Source organism: Pseudomonas sp. CGJS7, assembly GCF_036961695.1.
In genome coordinates this window covers 47,406-63,975 of record NZ_JBAMDI010000059.1, presented here as the reverse complement: position 1 = coordinate 63,975, position 16,570 = coordinate 47,406, and the positions used below count along the sequence as shown (strand labels likewise).

The 16,570-nt window shown below is 63.3% G+C and carries 17 protein-coding genes and 1 other RNA gene; 9 read left to right on the top strand and 9 right to left on the bottom strand.

Annotated features, from left to right (window positions below):
• Positions 1–34 precede the first annotated feature (34 nt).
• From V7787_RS29390 to V7787_RS29365, 6 genes are all read left to right on the top strand, one after another.
• A complete protein-coding gene (locus tag V7787_RS29390) occupies positions 35–2,509 on the top strand; it encodes a heavy metal translocating P-type ATPase (RefSeq protein WP_064493446.1) in 2,475 nt (824 codons plus the stop codon).
• On the top strand, positions 2,488–2,703 hold the full coding sequence (ccoS, locus tag V7787_RS29385) for a cbb3-type cytochrome oxidase assembly protein CcoS (protein ID WP_010955011.1): 216 nt from the start codon (positions 2,488–2,490) through the stop codon (positions 2,701–2,703). Before V7787_RS29390 ends, ccoS begins: the two co-directional genes overlap by 22 nt.
• Positions 2,696–3,379: a sulfite exporter TauE/SafE family protein gene (locus V7787_RS29380; RefSeq protein ID WP_064493447.1), complete on the top strand. Its 684-nt coding sequence runs from the start codon at positions 2,696–2,698 to the stop codon at positions 3,377–3,379. Before ccoS ends, V7787_RS29380 begins: the two co-directional genes overlap by 8 nt.
• Positions 3,380–3,484: 105 nt before the next feature.
• The gene (hemN, locus tag V7787_RS29375) at positions 3,485–4,867 is read left to right on the top strand and encodes an oxygen-independent coproporphyrinogen III oxidase (protein WP_010955013.1); all 1,383 of its coding nucleotides are present in this window, start codon (positions 3,485–3,487) and stop codon (positions 4,865–4,867) included.
• A 186-nt stretch (positions 4,868–5,053) separates the two neighbouring features.
• Positions 5,054–5,788: a Crp/Fnr family transcriptional regulator FnrA gene (gene fnrA / locus V7787_RS29370; protein ID WP_003254301.1), complete on the top strand. Its 735-nt coding sequence runs from the start codon at positions 5,054–5,056 to the stop codon at positions 5,786–5,788.
• A gap of 55 nt (positions 5,789–5,843) precedes the next feature.
• Positions 5,844–6,392: an adenine phosphoribosyltransferase gene (locus tag V7787_RS29365; protein WP_009683910.1), complete on the top strand. Its 549-nt coding sequence runs from the start codon at positions 5,844–5,846 to the stop codon at positions 6,390–6,392.
• Between the two features lie 118 nt (positions 6,393–6,510).
• On the opposite strand, the gene recR is transcribed toward V7787_RS29365, so the two are convergent.
• A complete protein-coding gene (gene recR, locus V7787_RS29360) occupies positions 6,511–7,113 on the bottom strand; it encodes a recombination mediator RecR (protein WP_064493448.1) in 603 nt (200 codons plus the stop codon).
• Positions 7,114–7,268: 155 nt separating this feature from the next.
• On the opposite strand from recR, the gene V7787_RS29355 reads away from it, so the two are divergent.
• Entirely contained in the window at positions 7,269–7,475 is a 207-nt protein-coding gene (locus V7787_RS29355; RefSeq protein ID WP_336090863.1) for a hypothetical protein, read from the top strand.
• Here the strand turns inward: V7787_RS29355 and V7787_RS29350 are convergent.
• Both V7787_RS29350 and dnaX read right to left on the bottom strand, forming a co-directional pair.
• Positions 7,472–7,807 (bottom strand): YbaB/EbfC family nucleoid-associated protein, encoded by a 336-nt coding sequence (locus V7787_RS29350; RefSeq protein ID WP_003254305.1) that lies wholly within the window; start codon positions 7,805–7,807, stop codon positions 7,472–7,474. The two genes, V7787_RS29355 and V7787_RS29350, sit on opposite strands and share 4 nt — an antisense overlap.
• A 63-nt stretch (positions 7,808–7,870) precedes the next feature.
• The gene (dnaX, locus tag V7787_RS29345; protein ID WP_064493449.1) at positions 7,871–9,946 is read right to left on the bottom strand and encodes a DNA polymerase III subunit gamma/tau; all 2,076 of its coding nucleotides are present in this window, start codon (positions 9,944–9,946) and stop codon (positions 7,871–7,873) included.
• 121 nt (positions 9,947–10,067) lie between these two features.
• Between dnaX and V7787_RS29340 the strand changes: the two genes are divergently transcribed.
• Entirely contained in the window at positions 10,068–10,874 is an 807-nt protein-coding gene (locus V7787_RS29340; protein ID WP_064493450.1) for a substrate-binding periplasmic protein, read from the top strand.
• A gap of 208 nt (positions 10,875–11,082) precedes the next feature.
• Here the strand turns inward: V7787_RS29340 and V7787_RS29335 are convergent, their stop codons facing one another.
• The 3 genes from V7787_RS29335 to V7787_RS29325 form a co-directional block, all read right to left on the bottom strand.
• Entirely contained in the window at positions 11,083–11,232 is a 150-nt protein-coding gene (locus tag V7787_RS29335) for a hypothetical protein (protein ID WP_231114320.1), read from the bottom strand.
• A gap of 3 nt (positions 11,233–11,235) precedes the next feature.
• Positions 11,236–11,358, bottom strand: a complete 123-nt coding sequence (locus tag V7787_RS29330; RefSeq protein ID WP_269200514.1) for a hypothetical protein — start codon at positions 11,356–11,358, stop codon at positions 11,236–11,238.
• A 364-nt stretch (positions 11,359–11,722) separates the two neighbouring features.
• Entirely contained in the window at positions 11,723–12,211 is a 489-nt protein-coding gene (locus V7787_RS29325; protein WP_064493451.1) for a DUF2938 domain-containing protein, read from the bottom strand.
• Positions 12,212–12,294: 83 nt separating this feature from the next.
• Between V7787_RS29325 and V7787_RS29320 the strand changes: the two genes are divergently transcribed.
• Positions 12,295–12,714 (top strand): helix-turn-helix domain-containing protein, encoded by a 420-nt coding sequence (locus V7787_RS29320; protein WP_064493452.1) that lies wholly within the window; start codon positions 12,295–12,297, stop codon positions 12,712–12,714.
• Positions 12,715–12,742: 28 nt separating this feature from the next.
• Here the strand turns inward: V7787_RS29320 and ffs are convergent.
• The 3 genes from ffs to zipA all read right to left on the bottom strand — a co-directional run bounded on the left by ffs (position 12,743) and on the right by zipA (position 16,507).
• Positions 12,743–12,839, bottom strand: an RNA gene (gene ffs / locus V7787_RS29315) — signal recognition particle sRNA small type.
• Positions 12,840–13,063: 224 nt separating this feature from the next.
• On the bottom strand, positions 13,064–15,394 hold the full coding sequence (ligA, locus tag V7787_RS29310; protein ID WP_064493453.1) for an NAD-dependent DNA ligase LigA: 2,331 nt from the start codon (positions 15,392–15,394) through the stop codon (positions 13,064–13,066).
• Between the two features lie 219 nt (positions 15,395–15,613).
• Complete coding sequence (zipA, locus tag V7787_RS29305) at positions 15,614–16,507, bottom strand: cell division protein ZipA (RefSeq protein WP_020193514.1); 894 nt, start codon at positions 16,505–16,507, stop codon at positions 15,614–15,616.
• Positions 16,508–16,570: the final 63 nt, after the last annotated feature.

Sequence of the window (16,570 nt, the reverse complement as noted above, 5' to 3'; positions counted from 1 at the left end):
AGGGTTTCCTATCTGCCTGAGCAGTGTCTGCCCTATGACCCAACCGACCCCCTGCTACCACTGCGCCCTGCCCGTCCCCACCGGCAGCCGCTTCACCGCCGTGGTCCTCGGCCAGCCACGGCAGTTCTGCTGCCCCGGCTGTCAGGCGGTGGCCGAGTCGATCGTCGCTGGAGGCCTGGAACATTACTACCAGCACCGCAGCGACAACAGCGCCAACCCCGAAGCCCTGCCCAAGCAACTGCAGGACGAACTGGCCCTGTACGACCGCAGCGACGTGCAGCAAACCTTCGTCCGCCACCAGGGTGAGCTGGCCGAAACCACCTTGCTTGTCGAGGGCATCAGCTGCGCCGCCTGCGGCTGGCTGATCGAAAAGCACCTGCGCAACCTGCCCGGTGTCGCCGAAGCGCGCCTGAACCTGTCCAATCACCGCCTGCTGCTGAACTGGGATGACAAGCAGCTACCGCTGTCGCGCCTGCTGGCCGAACTTCGCCAGATCGGCTACGCCGCCCACCCCTACCAGCCTGACCAGGCCGCCGAGCAATTGGCCCGGGAAAACCGCAGCGCCCTGCGCCGCCTGGGCGTGGCCGGGCTGCTGTGGTTCCAGGCGATGATGGCGACCATGGCCACTTGGCCGGAATTCAACATCGACCTGACACCCGAGTTGCATGCCATCCTGCGCTGGGTGGCGCTGTTCCTGACCATTCCCATCGTGTTCTACAGCTGCGCGCCCTTCTTCAAGGGCGCGGCGCGCGACCTGCGAACGCGCCACCTGACGATGGACGTTTCGGTGTCGCTGGCCATTGGCCTGGCGTTCGGCGCTGGCATCTGGACAGCCATCACTGGCAGCGGCGAGCTTTATTTCGACACGGTGGGCATGTTCGCCCTGTTCCTGCTGACCGGCCGCTACCTGGAGCGCCGCGCCCGCGAGCGCACAGCGGCGGCCACTGCGCAGCTGGTCAACCTGCTGCCAGCCTCATGCCTGCGCCTGGACGCCATCGGGCGCAGCGAACGCATTCTGCTCAGCGAGTTACAGTGCGGCGACACCGTGCAGGTGCTCCCCGGCGCGGTCATCCCTGCCGACGGGCGCATCGTCGAGGGCCGCTCCAGCGTCGACGAATCGCTGCTGACCGGCGAGTATCTGCCGCAACCACGCCGGGTGGGTGAGCGGGTCACTGGCGGTACGCTGAACGTCGAAAGCGCGCTGAATGTGGAAGTGGAAGCCCTCGGCCATGACTCACGCTTGTCGGCCATCGTCCGCCTGCTGGAGCGCGCCCAGACTGAAAAACCGCGCCTGGCGGAAATTGCCGACCGCGCCTCGCAGTGGTTCCTGCTGTTCTCGCTATTGGCCTCGGTAGCCATCGGCCTGTGGTGGTGGCACCTGGACCCGACACGGGCGTTCTGGATCGTACTGGCAATGCTCGTGGCCACCTGCCCTTGTGCCCTGTCTTTGGCTACGCCAACCGCACTGACCGCCGCCACCGGAACCCTGCACAAGCTTGGCCTGCTGGTGACCCGCGGCCATGTGCTGGAGGGCCTGAATCAGATCGACACGGTGATCTTCGACAAGACCGGCACACTGACCGAGGGCCGCCTGACCTTGCGCAGCATCCGCCCGCTCGGCAGCCAGGCCGCCGACCGCTGCCTGGCCCTGGCCGCGGCGCTGGAAAACCGCTCTGAACACCCCATCGCTCGCGCCTTTGGTCGTACCGCCACACCTGCCGATGACGTACAGAGCGTACCCGGCCTGGGCCTGGAGGGGGTGGTCGACGGCCAGCGCCTGCGCATTGGTCAGGCTACCTTCGTCTGCGCCTTGAGTGGTGCGGAAATCCCCGCTGTGCCCGAGCCTCGCGGCCAATGGCTGCTGCTGGGCGACCGCCAGGGACCCATGGCCTGGTTCGGCCTGGATGACCGCCTGCGCGACGATGCCCCGGCCCTGCTCGCTGCCTGCAAGGCGCGCGGCTGGCACACCCTGCTGCTGTCGGGCGACAGCTCGCCGATGGTTGCCGAAGTGGCCGCGCAGCTGGGTATCGAGCAGGCCATTGGCGGCCTGCGCCCGGATGACAAACTGGACCGCCTGAAAGCCCTGCAGGCTGGCGGGCGCAAGGTGCTGATGCTCGGCGACGGGGTCAACGATGTACCCGTACTGGCCGCCGCCGATATCAGCATCGCCATGGGCAGCGCCACCGACCTGGCCAAGACCAGTGCCGACGCCGTCTTGCTGTCCAACCGCCTGCAAGCGCTGGTGCAGGCGTTCGAGCTGGCCCGCCGCACCCGCCGCAACATCCTCGAGAACCTGCTGTGGGCGACCCTGTATAATGGCCTGATGTTGCCGTTCGCCGCGCTCGGCTGGATCACGCCGGTGTGGGCCGCCATCGGCATGTCGGTCAGCTCGCTGATCGTGGTGCTCAATGCCCTGCGCCTGACCCGGATGCCCGTGGCATCGGGCCCGCTGCCCCACGAAGCCCCTATACACGGGAGGAAGTCGCCATGCCCGCCCTCTATGTCATGATCCCGGCAGCGCTGCTGCTGGTCGGCGTGGCCGTGTACATCTTCTTCTGGGCGGTAGACAGCGGTCAGTACGATGACCTTGAAGGCCCCGCCCACAGCATCCTGTTCGACGATCAGGACCCGCGCCACCAGGCGGCAGTGAAGCCTGACGATGCCGCAGCCGACACCGACAAGGAACCACCACCCCGTGCCTGACCTGCTTCCGCTGCTGGGCTCGGCACTGGTCCTTGGCCTGCTAGGGGGCGGTCACTGCCTGGGCATGTGCGGCGGCCTGATGGGCGCACTGACCTTGGCCATCCCCCCCGAACAACGCGGCAAGCGCCTGCGCCTGTTGCTGGCGTACAACCTGGGGCGCATTTTCAGCTATGCCTGCGCCGGCCTGTTGCTGGGCCTGGCCGGCTGGGCCGTGGCCAGCAGCCCGGCAGCGCTGGCGCTGCGGGTGGTTGCGGCACTGCTGCTGATTGCCATGGGCCTGTACCTGGCCGGCTGGTGGAGCGGGCTGACCCGTATCGAGGCACTGGGCCGCGGGCTGTGGCGGCATATCCAGCCGGTGGCGTCGCGATTGCTGCCAGCGTCCAGCCTCCCTCGGGCATTGCTGCTGGGCGCCCTCTGGGGCTGGCTGCCGTGCGGGCTGGTGTACAGCACCCTTTTGTGGGCGGCCAGCCAGGGCAATGCCGGCTACAGCGCCGGGTTGATGCTGGCGTTCGGGGTGGGCACCTGGCCGGTGTTGCTGGCAACCGGGCTGGCTGCCGAACGGGTGAACGCCCTGTTGCGGCGACGCAGCGTGCGCGTGGCGGGCGGTGTGCTGGTGATGCTATTCGGTGTCTGGACCCTGCCGGGCCCACACCAGCACTGGCTGATGGGCCATTGACGGGGGCTGCAAAGCAGCCCCAATGCCCTTGATACAAATCAACACAGTTTCCTACAGACGGCCATAGACTCCGGTGCACTGCTGCTCTTTCCGGGGACTACCCTCATGCTCGACGACCTCCGTTGGGATACCGACCTGATCCGCCGCTACGATCTCGCCGGGCCACGCTACACCTCTTACCCAACCGCCGTGCAACTGCACAGCGAGGTGGGTTCGTTCGACCTGCTCAACGCCCTGCGCGAGAGCCGACGGGCCGTGCGCCCGCTGTCGCTGTACGTGCATGTGCCGTTCTGCGCCAACATCTGCTACTACTGCGCCTGCAACAAGGTCATCACCAAAGACCGCGCCCGCGCTGCGCCCTACCTGCAGCGCCTGGAGCAGGAAATCCAGCTGGTCGCCTGCCACCTGGACCCTAAACAACGTGTTGAACAGTTGCATTTTGGCGGCGGCACACCGACCTTCCTCAGCCATGTGGAACTGCGCCAGCTGATGGCCACCCTGCGCCAGCACTTCCACCTGCTGGACGACGATTCCGGCGACTACGGCATCGAGATCGATCCTCGCGAAGCCGACTGGTCGACCATGGGCCTGCTTCGCGAACTGGGCTTCAACCGCGTCAGCCTGGGTGTACAGGACCTCGACCCGGCCGTGCAGCGCGCGATCAACCGCCTGCAGAGCCTGGAACAGACCCGCACCCTGATCGAGGCTGCGCGCACGCTGCAGTTTCGCTCGGTCAACCTCGACCTGATCTACGGCCTGCCCAAGCAAACCCCGGAAGGCTTTGCCCGCACCGTGGAAGAAGTGATCCGCCTGCAGCCCGACCGCCTGTCGGTGTTCAACTATGCCCACCTTCCCGAGCGCTTCATGCCGCAACGGCGCATCGACAGCAACGACCTGCCCAGCGCCGCCGCCAAGCTGGAGATGCTGCACGCCACCATCGACCAACTGACCGCCGCCGGTTACCGCTACATCGGCATGGACCACTTCGCCCTGCCCGACGACGAACTGGCCATTGCCCAGGAAGAAGGCACCTTGCAGCGCAACTTCCAGGGCTACACCACCCACGGGCACTGCGACCTGATTGGCCTGGGCGTGTCGGCGATCAGCCAGATCGGCGACCTGTACTGCCAGAACAGCAGTGACCTCAACACCTACCAGGACAGCCTGTCCAACGCCCAGCTGGCCACCCAGCGCGGCTTGCTGTGCAACCACGACGACCGCATACGCCGGGCGGTGATCCAGCAACTGATCTGCCATTTCGAGCTGGATTTCGAACCCATCGAACAGGCTTTCACCCTGGATTTTCGCGGTTACTTCAACGACCTCTGGCCCGAGCTGCTGACCTTGCAGCGCGACGGCCTGATCAGCCTGGACGACAAGGGCATTCGCATCCTGCCCGCCGGCCGGCTGCTGGCGCGCTCGGTATGCATGGTGTTCGACGCGTATCTGGCGATGCACAACCGCCAGCGTTTCTCGCGAGTGATCTGAAAAACAAGGCGTTCAACCGCATGGACAAGCTTCCTTGTCAGGCACACTATGAGCACACCTGGACTCCCGGCAGGCCACCTGCCGGGGTTTCGCCAGCGCGCACCATCATCGCGCACACTGGCCTACACCCTGTGTCGTGAGTTACCCTTACGACTTATGTGTGCTTTCCCACAAGGATCGATTCAAATGTCCGAGCCAGTCAAACTGCGCCCACACAACCAGGCCCATTGCAAGGATTGCAGCCTGGCCCCCCTGTGCCTGCCTCTTTCGCTGAACCTGGAAGACATGGACGCGCTGGATGAAATCGTCAAACGCGGGCGGCCGCTCAAGAAAGGCGAGTTCCTGTTCCGCCAGGGTGACAGTTTTGGCTCGGTCTACGCAGTACGGTCCGGGGCCCTGAAAACCTTCAGCCTCAGCGACAGCGGCGAAGAGCAGATCACGGGCTTCCACCTGCCCAGCGAACTGGTCGGCCTGTCGGGCATGGATACCGAGGCCTACCCGGTATCGGCCCAGGCTCAGGAAACCACTTCGGTGTGTGAAATCCCCTTCGAACGGCTGGACGAGCTGTCGGTGCAACTGCCACAGCTACGCCGCCAGCTGATGCGGGTAATGAGCCGCGAAATCCGCGACGACCAGCAAATGATGCTGCTGCTGTCTAAAAAGACCGCCGACGAGCGCATTGCCACCTTCCTGGTCAACCTGTCGGCGCGCTTCCGCGCCCGCGGCTATTCGGCCAATCAGTTCCGCCTGAGCATGTCGCGCAACGAAATCGGCAACTACCTTGGCCTGGCGGTAGAAACCGTGTCGCGGGTGTTCACCCGCTTCCAGCAGAACGGCCTGCTGCGCGCCGAGGGCAAGGAAGTGCACATCCTCGACCCGATCCAGCTGTGCGCGCTGGCCGGTGGTGCAATCGAGGCCTGAGGCTGATCTTTAGCGGGTATACTTGGGCATTCGTTTTCCCAGGATACCCGCAACAATGCACAGCGACGCCTTCGACCTCAAAGCCCTGATCCGCCCGGTAGTGGACTTCCCCAAACCGGGTGTGATCTTCCGCGACATTACCCCGTTATTCCAGTCGCCACGCGGGCTGCGCTATGTGGCCGACCAGTTCATCGAGCGCTATGTCGAGGCGGAATTCAGCCACATCGGCGCCATGGACGCGCGGGGCTTCCTGATCGGCTCGATCATCGCCCACCAGCTGAACAAGCCGCTGATCCTGTTCCGCAAGCAGGGCAAGCTGCCAGCCGACGTGCTGAGCGAGGGTTACCAGACCGAGTACGGCGAAGCCTTCCTGGAAGTGCATGCCGACAGCCTGTGTGAAGGCGACTCGGTGCTGATCTTCGATGACCTGATTGCTACTGGCGGTACGCTGCTGGCGGCGGCCAACCTGGTGCGTCGTACCGGGGCGCAGGTGTTCGAGGCGGCGGCGATCATCGACCTGCCGGAACTGGACGGGTCGCGTCGGTTGCAAGCGGCCGGGGTGCCTACCTTCTGCCTGACCGAGTTTTCCCTCAGCGAGTACTGAGTGGGCTTTTGGGGCTGCTTTGCAGCCCATTCGCGGGTAAACCCGCTCCTACAAAGGCCGCGTATTTTTTGTAGGCGCGGGTTTACCCGCGAATGGGCCGCCAAGCGGCCCCAATGAATCAGAGCGAAATGGGCCGGCGCCCTGCAAAGGCATGGGCCAGGGTACCGCCGTCTACCATCTCCAGCTCGCCGCCCAGTGGCACACCATGGGCAATGCGAGACGCCACCAAGCCCTTCTCGCTCAGCAACTGGGCAATGTAATGCGCCGTCGCCTCCCCCTCCACTGTCGGGTTGGTCGCCAGGATCACCTCGGTAAAGGTGCCCTGCTCTTCGATCCGCGCCATCAGCTGCGGAATACCGATCGCCTCAGGCCCCAGGCCATCCAGCGGCGACAGGTGCCCCTTGAGCACAAAGTAACGGCCACGGTAGCCCGTCTGCTCCACCGCATACACATCGGTCGGCCCCTCGACCACGCACAGCTGTGTGTCGTCACGGCGCGGGTCGGCGCACTGCGGGCACAGGTCCTGCTCGGTGAGGGTGCGACACTGGCGGCAATGCCCTACCCCTTCCATGGCCTGGGTCAAGGCCTGAGCCAGGCGCAGCCCGCCACTGCGGTCGCGCTCGAGCAGTTGCAGGGCCATGCGCTGGGCGGTTTTCTGGCCAACGCCTGGCAAGATGCGCAGGCCATCGATCAGTTGGCGGATGAGAGGGCTGAAGCTCATGGGAAAGGCCTGACAATTCAATAAGAGGCGGTTTATACCCAGCGGGGGCGGTGGCGTCAAATCAGGTCACCCCAAGTCTACGCGGCCTGCAGTTTTATGAGAGCAACTGCCTTGCACAAAACTGGAAAGCTAGTGTGATCACTGTGGGAGCGGGCATGCCCGCGAAGCAGGCTGCACAGTGGATGGCACGGGCTTCGCCCGCGTTCGCGGGCATGCCCGCTCCCACAGTGATCGTGCAAAATTTCAAAGTTCGAGCAAAACAGTTGTCCCGACATAAAAAAGCAGACCGCGTCTGGGTTGAAATCTACGCAAAAAAAACGCCGCTGATATCAGCGGCGTTTTTGAGTACCTCAATGCCTTAGAACGGCATCTTGAAGCCTGGCGGCAGCTGCATGCCGGCGGTCATGCCGCCCATCTTTTCCTGGCTGCTTTGCTCAACCTTGCGCACGGCGTCGTTCAGCGCAGCGGCAATGAGGTCTTCCAGTACTTCCTTGTCATCTTCATCAGTCGACATCAGGCTCTGGTCGATGCTGACGCGCTTGACGTCATGACGACCGGTCATCACCACGCTCACCAGCCCGCCACCGGACTGGCCGGTGACTTCGGCGTTGGCCAGTTCTTCCTGCATCTTCTGCATTTTTTCCTGCATCTGCTGGGCCTGCTTCATCAGGCCGGCCATGCCACCTTTCATCATGGGGTATACCTCGATTGGGTCATGTGATGCGGCCCGGCACCGGGCCGGCCGCATGGTTATCCATTACTGGCCCTGACTGACCAGGGCTTCTACAGGCTCAATAGTATCCTGCCGCACCTTGGCGCCGAACAACTTGATCATCTGCTGGATCAACGGATCCTGCTCGATCGACGCGACGGCGTCCTGCTGGCGCTCGGCTCGCTTGCGTGCCGCCGCCTGAGCCGGGGTTTCCTGCTCGGGCAGGATCAGCTCGATGCGCAGGTTCAGCGTGCGCCCCAAGTGCTGGTTGAGCGCTTCGTTCAGGCGCCGCTGCTGGGTGGCGTTGAACAGCGCCCCCTGGCCCGGGTCCAGGTGCAGCAACCAGTCGTCGCCATCGGCGGCAATCAGCGTACAGTTTGCCGCGATGTTGCCTGTCATCCCGGACACAGGCAACTGTGGGAATAATTCCAGCCATTGCAAGGCCAGGCCGGTGGCCGGTTTGGCTGCCGGCAACGGTTCGGCAGCCGGTTTGGACACGTCTTCCTGAACATGTTCGGCCAACTCGTCCAGGTAGCTGAAACCTGCCGGATCGCTTTCGCCGCCGTAATAGTCTTCGTCAAGCGGCGGCTCATCGTCGCGCTCCATCCCCACGGCAGCGTAGGCAGACGGGTCGAAAGGCGGCTCGTCGTGTGCCGGGGCGGCCTGTGTGGGCGCCACCGGGGCAACAGGCTCGGGCGCAGGTGCCGGTTCAGGCGCAGGTTCGGCCGCTAACGGCGCGGGTGCAACGGCAGGCTCTTCCCACGGCAGGTCGACCACTTCGGCAACAGGCTCAGGTACGGAGATGGCCTCGGCTTCGGCCTTCAGCTCAACATCTGCCTCGGCCTCCGGCTCATGATCAGCCGTCGCGGGTGCTGGCACCTCCAGCTGCGGGGCTTGCGCAACAGGCTCCGCCGGCACAGCCGCGACAGGCGGTGAAAGCGCGACCGGCGCCGCAGCTGCCACCTGCCCTGCAGGATCAGCTGTGGCCTGGCTGATCCCCGTTGGCTTTAGCACCGGCTTCGGTGCGTCGTCCGTGTCTGCCGGGCGGAACGCCAGCATACGCAGCAGCACCATCTCGAAGCCACCGCGCGGGTCCGGCGCAAGGGGCAGGTCACGGCGGCCAATCAGGCCCATCTGATAATAGAACTGCACATCCTCGGCCGGCAGCGCCGAAGCCAGCGCCAATACCCGCTCGCGATCACCCTGGCCGTTGTCTACCGCTTCGGGCAGCGCCTGGGCAATGGCTACACGGTGCAGCACATTGAGCATTTCAGCCAGAACGCCCGACCAGTCCGGCCCTTGCTCGGCCAAATTACGCACGGCCTCCAGCAAAGCCCTGGCATCGCCTTCGAGCAGTGCCTGCAGGACCCCATACACCTGGCCATGGTCGAGGCTACCCAACATGGCACGTACATCGGCGGCCAGTACCTTGCCTTCACCGAAGGCGATGGCCTGGTCGGTCAGGCTCATGGCATCGCGCATGGAACCATCGGCGGCACGGCCCAGCAGCCACAGGGCATCCTCCTCGAACGGCACGTTCTCGGCGGCCAGTACGTGGCTGAGGTGCTCCACCACCCGCTCCGGGCTCATGTTCTTCAACGAGAACTGCAGGCAGCGCGACAGGATGGTGGCCGGCAGCTTCTGCGGGTCGGTGGTGGCGAGGATGAACTTGACGTAGGGCGGCGGCTCTTCCAGCGTCTTGAGCAAGGCGTTGAACGAGTGGGTCGAGAGCATGTGCACTTCGTCGATCAGGTAGACCTTGAAGCGCCCACGGCTAGGGGCGTACTGCACGTTATCGAGCAGTTCGCGAGTGTCCTCGACCTTGGTACGGCTGGCGGCGTCGATCTCGATCAGGTCGACGAAACGGCCTTCGTCGATTTCCCGGCACACCGAACAGGTGCCACAGGGGGTGGAGGTGATGCCGGTTTCACAGTTCAGGCACTTGGCGATAATACGGGCGATGGTCGTCTTGCCCACGCCGCGGGTACCGGTGAACAGGTAGGCATGGTGCAGGCGCTGGTTGTCCAAGGCATTGATCAAGGCCTTGAGCACATGGGTCTGGCCGACCATTTCGCGGAACGAGCGCGGACGCCATTTTCGTGCAAGAACCTGATAACTCATCGAAAAACCATCGTAGCCTGATCGAGCGGAAGATCGCTAATGCTAGCGGAGCGGGGGCAAAATTGCACCCTGCGCAACTCGTCTAAGCTTGGAATGGCGCATTGTCCAGGGAGGATTGCCTTTGCGAAGACTGCTGGCCCTGTTACTGCTGTGGTCTACAAACAGCCTGGCTGACCAGCCGGTGCTGCGCTTCTCCGTAGCCGAGAGCTGGAGCATGCCCCTGGTACGCATCGAAGGTGATCAGCCAGTGGAGGGATTGCTTTACGACCTGATGCAAGCCGTTGCCAGGCAAGTGGGCGCTCGCCCCGAGTTCCACGTCATGGCCCGCCTGCGCCTGGAGGAAGCCATGAGCAGCGGCGATATTGATGTGCGTTGCTACGTCAGCACCCAGTGGCTCAACGACCGTCCAAGGGATTTTGTGTGGAGTATCCCGCTGATTCACCAGCGCGACGTACTGGTTGGCCGCGCCGGCGACAGCACCCCGATACCCCCGGAGCAACTGCCACCCCAGGCGATCGGCACGGTACTGGGCTACACCTATTCAACCCTGCAACCACTGCTGGACCACGGCCAATTGCACCGTGAGGACAGCCGCAACCAGTTGCTGGTGCTGCAAAAGCTGCAGGCCGGCCGGTATCGCCATGCGGTGAGCAACCAGTTGTCGTTGCAGTGGTTCAACCAAGGGTTGCCAGCGGAGCAGCAATTGCAAGCGCTGGCGGTGCTGGACGAACAGGATTTGGGGTGCATGGTGCGCAACGATCCGGCGATACCGACACAAGGGCTGTTGCGGGCGTTGGTAAGGATGAAGCAGTCGAGGGAGATAGAGCGGATTTTGCAGCGGTATGAAGCGACGGGCGACCCGGACAGTATGTCTGTGGCCCGCCCCGAAATACCCAGCAAAATGCCGGCACACAGCCAGCGCAACTAACGCCCTGCTCATTTCGCGAACGCTTGCGCAAACACTGTGAGAGCAACTGTCTTGCTCAATTTCTAAAAGCTGGCGCGTTCTCTGTGGGAGCGGGCTTGCCCGCGAACACGGGCGAAGCCCGTGCCATCCACCGCGCTATATTCTTCGCGGGCACGCCCGCTCCCACAGCGTTGTGCGGCACACTACAATCTCTATCACAAACTCAATGTCACCGGCCTTTACGTTCAAACGCCACGCTGACAGCATCCGCCTGCCCCCAGGCAATCTGCATGGCCCGCAACCCATGCTCCAATAACTGCCTGGTTTCTTCGTCCTGAATACGCTCAAGCGCCCGGCGGCTATCGCTGTAGGCGAACATCAGTTAGTGGGAAACATTCATCAACGCGAACTCCATCGGGACGATGCCTTCGCTGATCGCGCGGGAAAGGGATTTGCCTTGGGGAAGATCGAAGACGTGGGGCGGATCGGGGACCAGTTTTTTCATGACAGCTCCGTGTTGGCTGTGTTGTCCCCTTCTGCTTCCACGCATTAGGGTGGCAACTGTACGCGGGGTGGAAGACCAGGCACACGGTAGACCCGGCAGGTACGAATACCTCCCGCGCACAGCCGCCATAAATGACAACTGTCCCATGTGCCACCCAGGCTTCCACACCCGATCGCTGAACTGACAGCGACCGCGAAAGCCTAGTGGGCGAGGTTGACCGGGACAATCAGACGGGAGTCGACGGAACACGTAGGATAATTCGCTATGCCTGCCTGACGTGTAGGGGCTTTCCTAGACCGTTATCAGACCTATCTTAAAAGCGGGCACTCTGATCATGTGCTTACTGTAATCGGGATCCCTGTCTTCACACCAAAGCCCGTAAATACGCACTCAAGAACAACCCCACACCAAACACAAAATGCGTGGCCAGGCTCTTCAGACAGTTCCGCGCAGGTGTCGGCGTTCTGGACGCAAAGAACCCTGCCCCCATCGCCGGCTGCATGAGGCAAAACGGCGCCACGACTGTACCCACACCTACAACTACTGCAGGTAAAAGAGTAGGCGACCGCAACCAGCCCTCCCCTACGATCACAACCAGCAGCATCGCGAAAAGCACGCCGGTGGCGTAGTGAATCACCCATCCCCACGCCAACTCATTTCGCACCGGTTCCGCTTTGGCAATCGCTTGGTGCGAAACACGCCCGCCTAGCAAGTGCCCCGCCCAACGCCCGACCATGGCAAAGTTCAGCGTTGCCACACCCAACCGCCTCAGCAGCAGGCCCCACAGGTCCATCACTACAGTGGCGCCGATGCCAATCGGCAACGCAGCTAAAAACATAGCAGTAAACGTCATTGAACAAGCCCTCGAAAGTTGACGGTCCTTACCCATGCCGCGCAGCATAGAAGTTGAAGTCAACTTCAAGTCAAGGGCCCGAAATGGACATTGCCGACGTCGCCAAACGCACAGGCGTACCTGCATCGACACTCCGCTACTACGAGAAGAAAGGCTTGCTCAAGTCCCTGGCCGGGCGCGGCCAGCGACGACAGTTTGCAGCCGATGTGGCGGACAGGCTGGCGCTGATCGCCCTGGGGCAGGCTGCGGGGTTTTCGCTGGATGAAGTGGGGGCGATGCTGGTGGACCTGCAGGTCGACCGGCAGATGCTGATGGCCAAGGCGGACGAGCTGGATGCGCGGATCAAGCGGTTGCAGGCGATGAGCAAGGGGTTGCGGCATGCCGCGCAATGCCCTGAGAAAGATCATCTGGCATGCCCGAAATTCCAGCGGCTGATGAAGCTGTCGGCGGCGGGAGCATTGGGCGAAAAGCAGGAAAGAACGAGGGCGTTCGTTACAGATTGAGGTTTTGCGGCCCCAGAAATGGAGGCGGCCCCACCAGCCACACCCCGGCACTCGATGTTCCCGCTATGGCTGCTCCCTTCCGGGCCTGACCAGGTTAACGGGTAATCAATGCGGGGGGACCGATGGGGCCACCACAACATGCCTCGCTGAGCAGCGAGTGGCGCCATTGTACCGGTCTTTGGAGCAGATACAACCACCGCGGCAGAAAAAGTCATCATTTCTCAATGACTTGTCAGGGTCGAGATGGCCTGGACGGGCCTCTTCGCGGGTAAACCCGCTCCTACGGGCGACCGCGCTGGCTTTTCAAGTTTTGAGCAAGACAGTTGCCCCCCACAGGGGGCACGGATGCCTAGACCGCTATGCCCTGTTCGGCCAGGAATGTGACGAAGGCATCTTCGTCCAGTACCTTCACACCCAGCTCAGCAGCCTTGGCCAGCTTGGAACCTGCCCCCGGACCTGCCACCACGCAGTGGGTCTTGCCGGAAACGGAACCGGCAACCTTGGCCCCCAGGCTTTCCAACTTGTCCTTGGCAATGTCGCGGCTCATGCGCTCCAGCGTACCGGTCAGCACCCAGGTCTGGCCGGCCAGCGGCAAGCCTTCGGCCACCTTCTTCTCGCTGCTCCAGTGCATGCCGAACGCCAGCAGCTGCGCTTCGATGTCCCGGGCCAGTTTCTGGTTTGCTTCATCCTTGAAGAACTCACGCACTGCGTCGGCCTGCTTGGCCGCCAGGGCCTGGCGCAGGTCAATGCCGTCGGCGGCGATGATCTTGTCCAGGCTGTCGAGCCTGGCCACCAACTTCTCGGCACCGGTCGGGCCGACGGAGGCAATGTCGAGCTTGGCGATCATCCCGGCCAAGGTGGTGCTGGCGGCAAATTCGGCAGCCAGTTCGCCTTCGTCCTGCAACTGCATACCGCTGTCGAGCAGTTGCTGGATAACCTTCTGGTTGTGCTCGTCTTCAAAGAAGTTGTGGATCTCGTAGGCCACTTCGAGACCGATGTCCGGCAAATAGGTCAGCACCTGCGGCAATGCCTGCTGCACGCGCGCCAGGCTGCCCAGCGAGCGGGCCAGCACCTTGGCGGTCTCCTCGCCGACATCCGGGATGCCCAGCGCGTAGATGAAGCGCGCCAGGCTCGGGCGCTTGCTGGCTTCAATGGCATCCAGCAGCTTCTGGGTAGACACCTCGGCGAAGCCTTCCAGGCCGACGATCTGCTCGAACTGCAGCTTGTACAGGTCAGCCGGCGAGCCGATCAGGCCTTCATCCACCAACTGCTCGACGCTCTTCTCACCCAGACCGTCGATGTCCATGGCACGGCGCGACACATAATGAATGATCGCCTGCTTGAGCTGGGCGCCACAGGCCAGGCGGCCGACACAGCGGTACACCGCACCTTCGCTGGTGGTTTCCTTGCCCTTGCTGCGCTTTACCAGCCGGGTACGCTCGACCTGCGAGCCACAGACCGGGCATGCGCTTGGCACCTCTACCGGGCGGGCGCCTTGCGGACGACGCTCCAGCACCACCTGCATCACCTGCGGGATCACGTCGCCGGCCCTGCGAATGATCACCGTGTCGCCGATACGCAGGCCCAGGCGGGCGATTTCGTCCATGTTGTGCAAGGTGGCGTTGGACACGGTCACACCGGCCACCTTGACCGGCTTCAGGCGCGCCACAGGCGTGACTGCACCCGTACGGCCAACCTGGAACTCAACGTCCAGCACCTCGGTCAGCTCTTCCATGGCCGGGAACTTGTGGGCAATCGCCCAGCGCGGCTCACGGGCGCGGAAGCCCAGCTCGCGCTGGGCGGCCAGGCTGTTGACCTTGAACACTACCCCGTCGATCTCATACGGCAGGCTGTTACGCCGCTCGCCAATGTCGCGGTAGTAGGCCAGGCATTCTTCGATGCCCGCCGCATGCTTGAGCTCGCGGCTGATCGGCAGGCCCCAGGCCTTGAGTTGCTCGAGGATGCCGATGTGGCTGTCGCCGATGCTCTCGGACACCTGGCCAACGCCATAGCAGCAGAACTCCAGCGGGCGGCTGGCGGTAATTTTCGAATCCAGCTGGCGCAGGCTGCCAGCGGCAGCGTTGCGCGGGTTGGCGAAGGTCTTGCCACCGGCCTCGGCCTGGGCGGCATTGAGCCGGTCGAAGCCGGCCTTGCTCATGTATACCTCGCCGCGCACCTCCAGCACCGCCGGCCAGCCCTTGCCCTGCAACTTGAGCGGGATGTTGCGCACGGTGCGTACGTTGGCACTGATGTCTTCGCCAGTGGTGCCGTCGCCACGGGTGGCACCCTGCACCAGCTGGCCGTCGCGGTATAGCAGGCTCACGGCCAGGCCATCGAGCTTGGGTTCGCAGCTGTAGTCGACCGCGCCAGGCTGATCGAGGCCTTCTACCACGCGACGGCCGAACTCACGCAGGTCGGCTTCTTCGAAGGCGTTGCCCAGGCTGAGCATCGGCACTTCGTGGCGCACCTGGCTGAACGCAGCCAAGGCAGCTCCACCCACACGCTGGGTGGGCGAGTCGGGGGTTACCAGGTGCGGGTGTTCGGCTTCCAGCGCCTTGAGCTCGTTGAACAGGCGGTCGTATTCGGCATCAGGCACGCTGGGCTCGTCGAGCACGTAGTAGCGATAATTGTGCTGATCGAGCTCGGCACGCAGTTCGAGGATACGGGTTTCGGCGGTCATGGGATTGTCTTCTCTTGCAAAGCAAAAGAGCAGCTTGGGGTGGTGCGTGGGGTTCTAGGGAGTCGTTGCCTGTGCCGGCCTCTTCGCGGGTAAACCCGCTCCTACGAGGGCATCACATGCCTTTGTAGGAGCGGGTTTACCCGCGAAGAGGCCGGCACAGGCAACGACGATACCCGAACCGGCCAGCACGCCCTCAGGCTGCTCTTTCGTCTGGATCTGTCAGCGTTTCTGGGTCAGCGCACGGCGCTCGAACTCGACGATACGCTGGCGGTAGTGCTCGATGGTCTGGGCAGTCAGCACGCTGCGCTGGTCATCCTTGAGCTCACCGTTCAGTTCGTGGGCCAGCTTGCGTGCCGCAGCAACCATCACGTCGAAAGCCTGCTTCGGATGACGTGGGCCCGGCAAGCCGAGGAAGAAGCTCACCGCGCGGGTGCTGAAGTGATCGATGTCGTCCAGGTCGAACACGCCAGGCTTGACTGCGTTGGCCATCGAGAACAGCACCTCGCCGTGACCAGCCATGCTCTCGTGGCGGTGGAAGATGTCCATTTCGCCGAAGCGCAAGCCGCTTTCCAGGATGTTCTGCAACAACGCCGGGCCCTTGAAGCCACCCTCGTCGCGCGAGATCACGCTGATGACCAGCACCTCTTCGGCAGGTGGCAACTCCTTGACGCTGTTGCTGGCAGGCGCTGCGCCGCTGCTACGGTTGTTGTCGGCGGCAAAGTCGTCATCGCTGTCGGCAAACAGGTCGGGCTCGCGCGGCTCGGCACTCAGGTTCAGGTCACCCTGCTGCACATCGGCAGCCGCACTGGCACGCTTGCCGCGCTTGCTGGCCTTGACCGGCTTGGGCTCACGCTCGCGATCACGCGCAGACGCGCTGAGCGACGGCAGGTCGCTTTCGTCCAGCTCAGGCTCCTTGTGGGTATCGAGCACTCGCGACGGGCCGAGCACTTCGGCACTGCCACCCTCTTCGTCCGGCAGGTTGGAATAACTGCGATCCAGACGGAATTTCAACTTGCCTTTCCCGCCGCGCATGCGGCGCCAGCCGTCGAAAAGAATCCCGGCGATAACAATGATGCCGATGAGGATCAGCCACTCGCGCAGACCGATTTCCATGTAATCCCGTGCCTCTATAAAAATATGCTTGAAAACAAAGGGTTCAAAGCCCTTTAACACGTG

Excerpts from the sequence above, each read along its gene's own strand:
- V7787_RS29390 (WP_064493446.1), top strand. The coding sequence starts at position 35 with ATGACCCAACCGACCCCCTGCTACCACTGCGCCCTGCCCGTCCCCACC.
- ccoS (WP_010955011.1), top strand. The coding sequence starts at position 2,488 with ATGCCCGCCCTCTATGTCATGATCCCGGCAGCGCTGCTGCTGGTCGGC.
- hemN (WP_010955013.1), top strand. The coding sequence starts at position 3,485 with ATGCTCGACGACCTCCGTTGGGATACCGACCTGATCCGCCGCTACGAT.
- fnrA (WP_003254301.1), top strand. The coding sequence starts at position 5,054 with ATGTCCGAGCCAGTCAAACTGCGCCCACACAACCAGGCCCATTGCAAG.
- V7787_RS29365 (WP_009683910.1), top strand. The coding sequence starts at position 5,844 with ATGCACAGCGACGCCTTCGACCTCAAAGCCCTGATCCGCCCGGTAGTG.
- recR (WP_064493448.1), bottom strand. The coding sequence starts at position 7,113 with ATGAGCTTCAGCCCTCTCATCCGCCAACTGATCGATGGCCTGCGCATC.
- V7787_RS29355 (WP_336090863.1), top strand. The coding sequence starts at position 7,269 with ATGCCCGCGAAGCAGGCTGCACAGTGGATGGCACGGGCTTCGCCCGCG.
- V7787_RS29350 (WP_003254305.1), bottom strand. The coding sequence starts at position 7,807 with ATGATGAAAGGTGGCATGGCCGGCCTGATGAAGCAGGCCCAGCAGATG.
- dnaX (WP_064493449.1), bottom strand. The coding sequence starts at position 9,946 with ATGAGTTATCAGGTTCTTGCACGAAAATGGCGTCCGCGCTCGTTCCGC.
- V7787_RS29335 (WP_231114320.1), bottom strand. The coding sequence starts at position 11,232 with ATGTTCGCCTACAGCGATAGCCGCCGGGCGCTTGAGCGTATTCAGGAC.
- V7787_RS29330 (WP_269200514.1), bottom strand. The coding sequence starts at position 11,358 with ATGAAAAAACTGGTCCCCGATCCGCCCCACGTCTTCGATCTTCCCCAA.
- V7787_RS29325 (WP_064493451.1), bottom strand. The coding sequence starts at position 12,211 with ATGACGTTTACTGCTATGTTTTTAGCTGCGTTGCCGATTGGCATCGGC.
- V7787_RS29320 (WP_064493452.1), top strand. The coding sequence starts at position 12,295 with ATGGACATTGCCGACGTCGCCAAACGCACAGGCGTACCTGCATCGACA.
- ligA (WP_064493453.1), bottom strand. The coding sequence starts at position 15,394 with ATGACCGCCGAAACCCGTATCCTCGAACTGCGTGCCGAGCTCGATCAG.
- zipA (WP_020193514.1), bottom strand. The coding sequence starts at position 16,507 with ATGGAAATCGGTCTGCGCGAGTGGCTGATCCTCATCGGCATCATTGTT.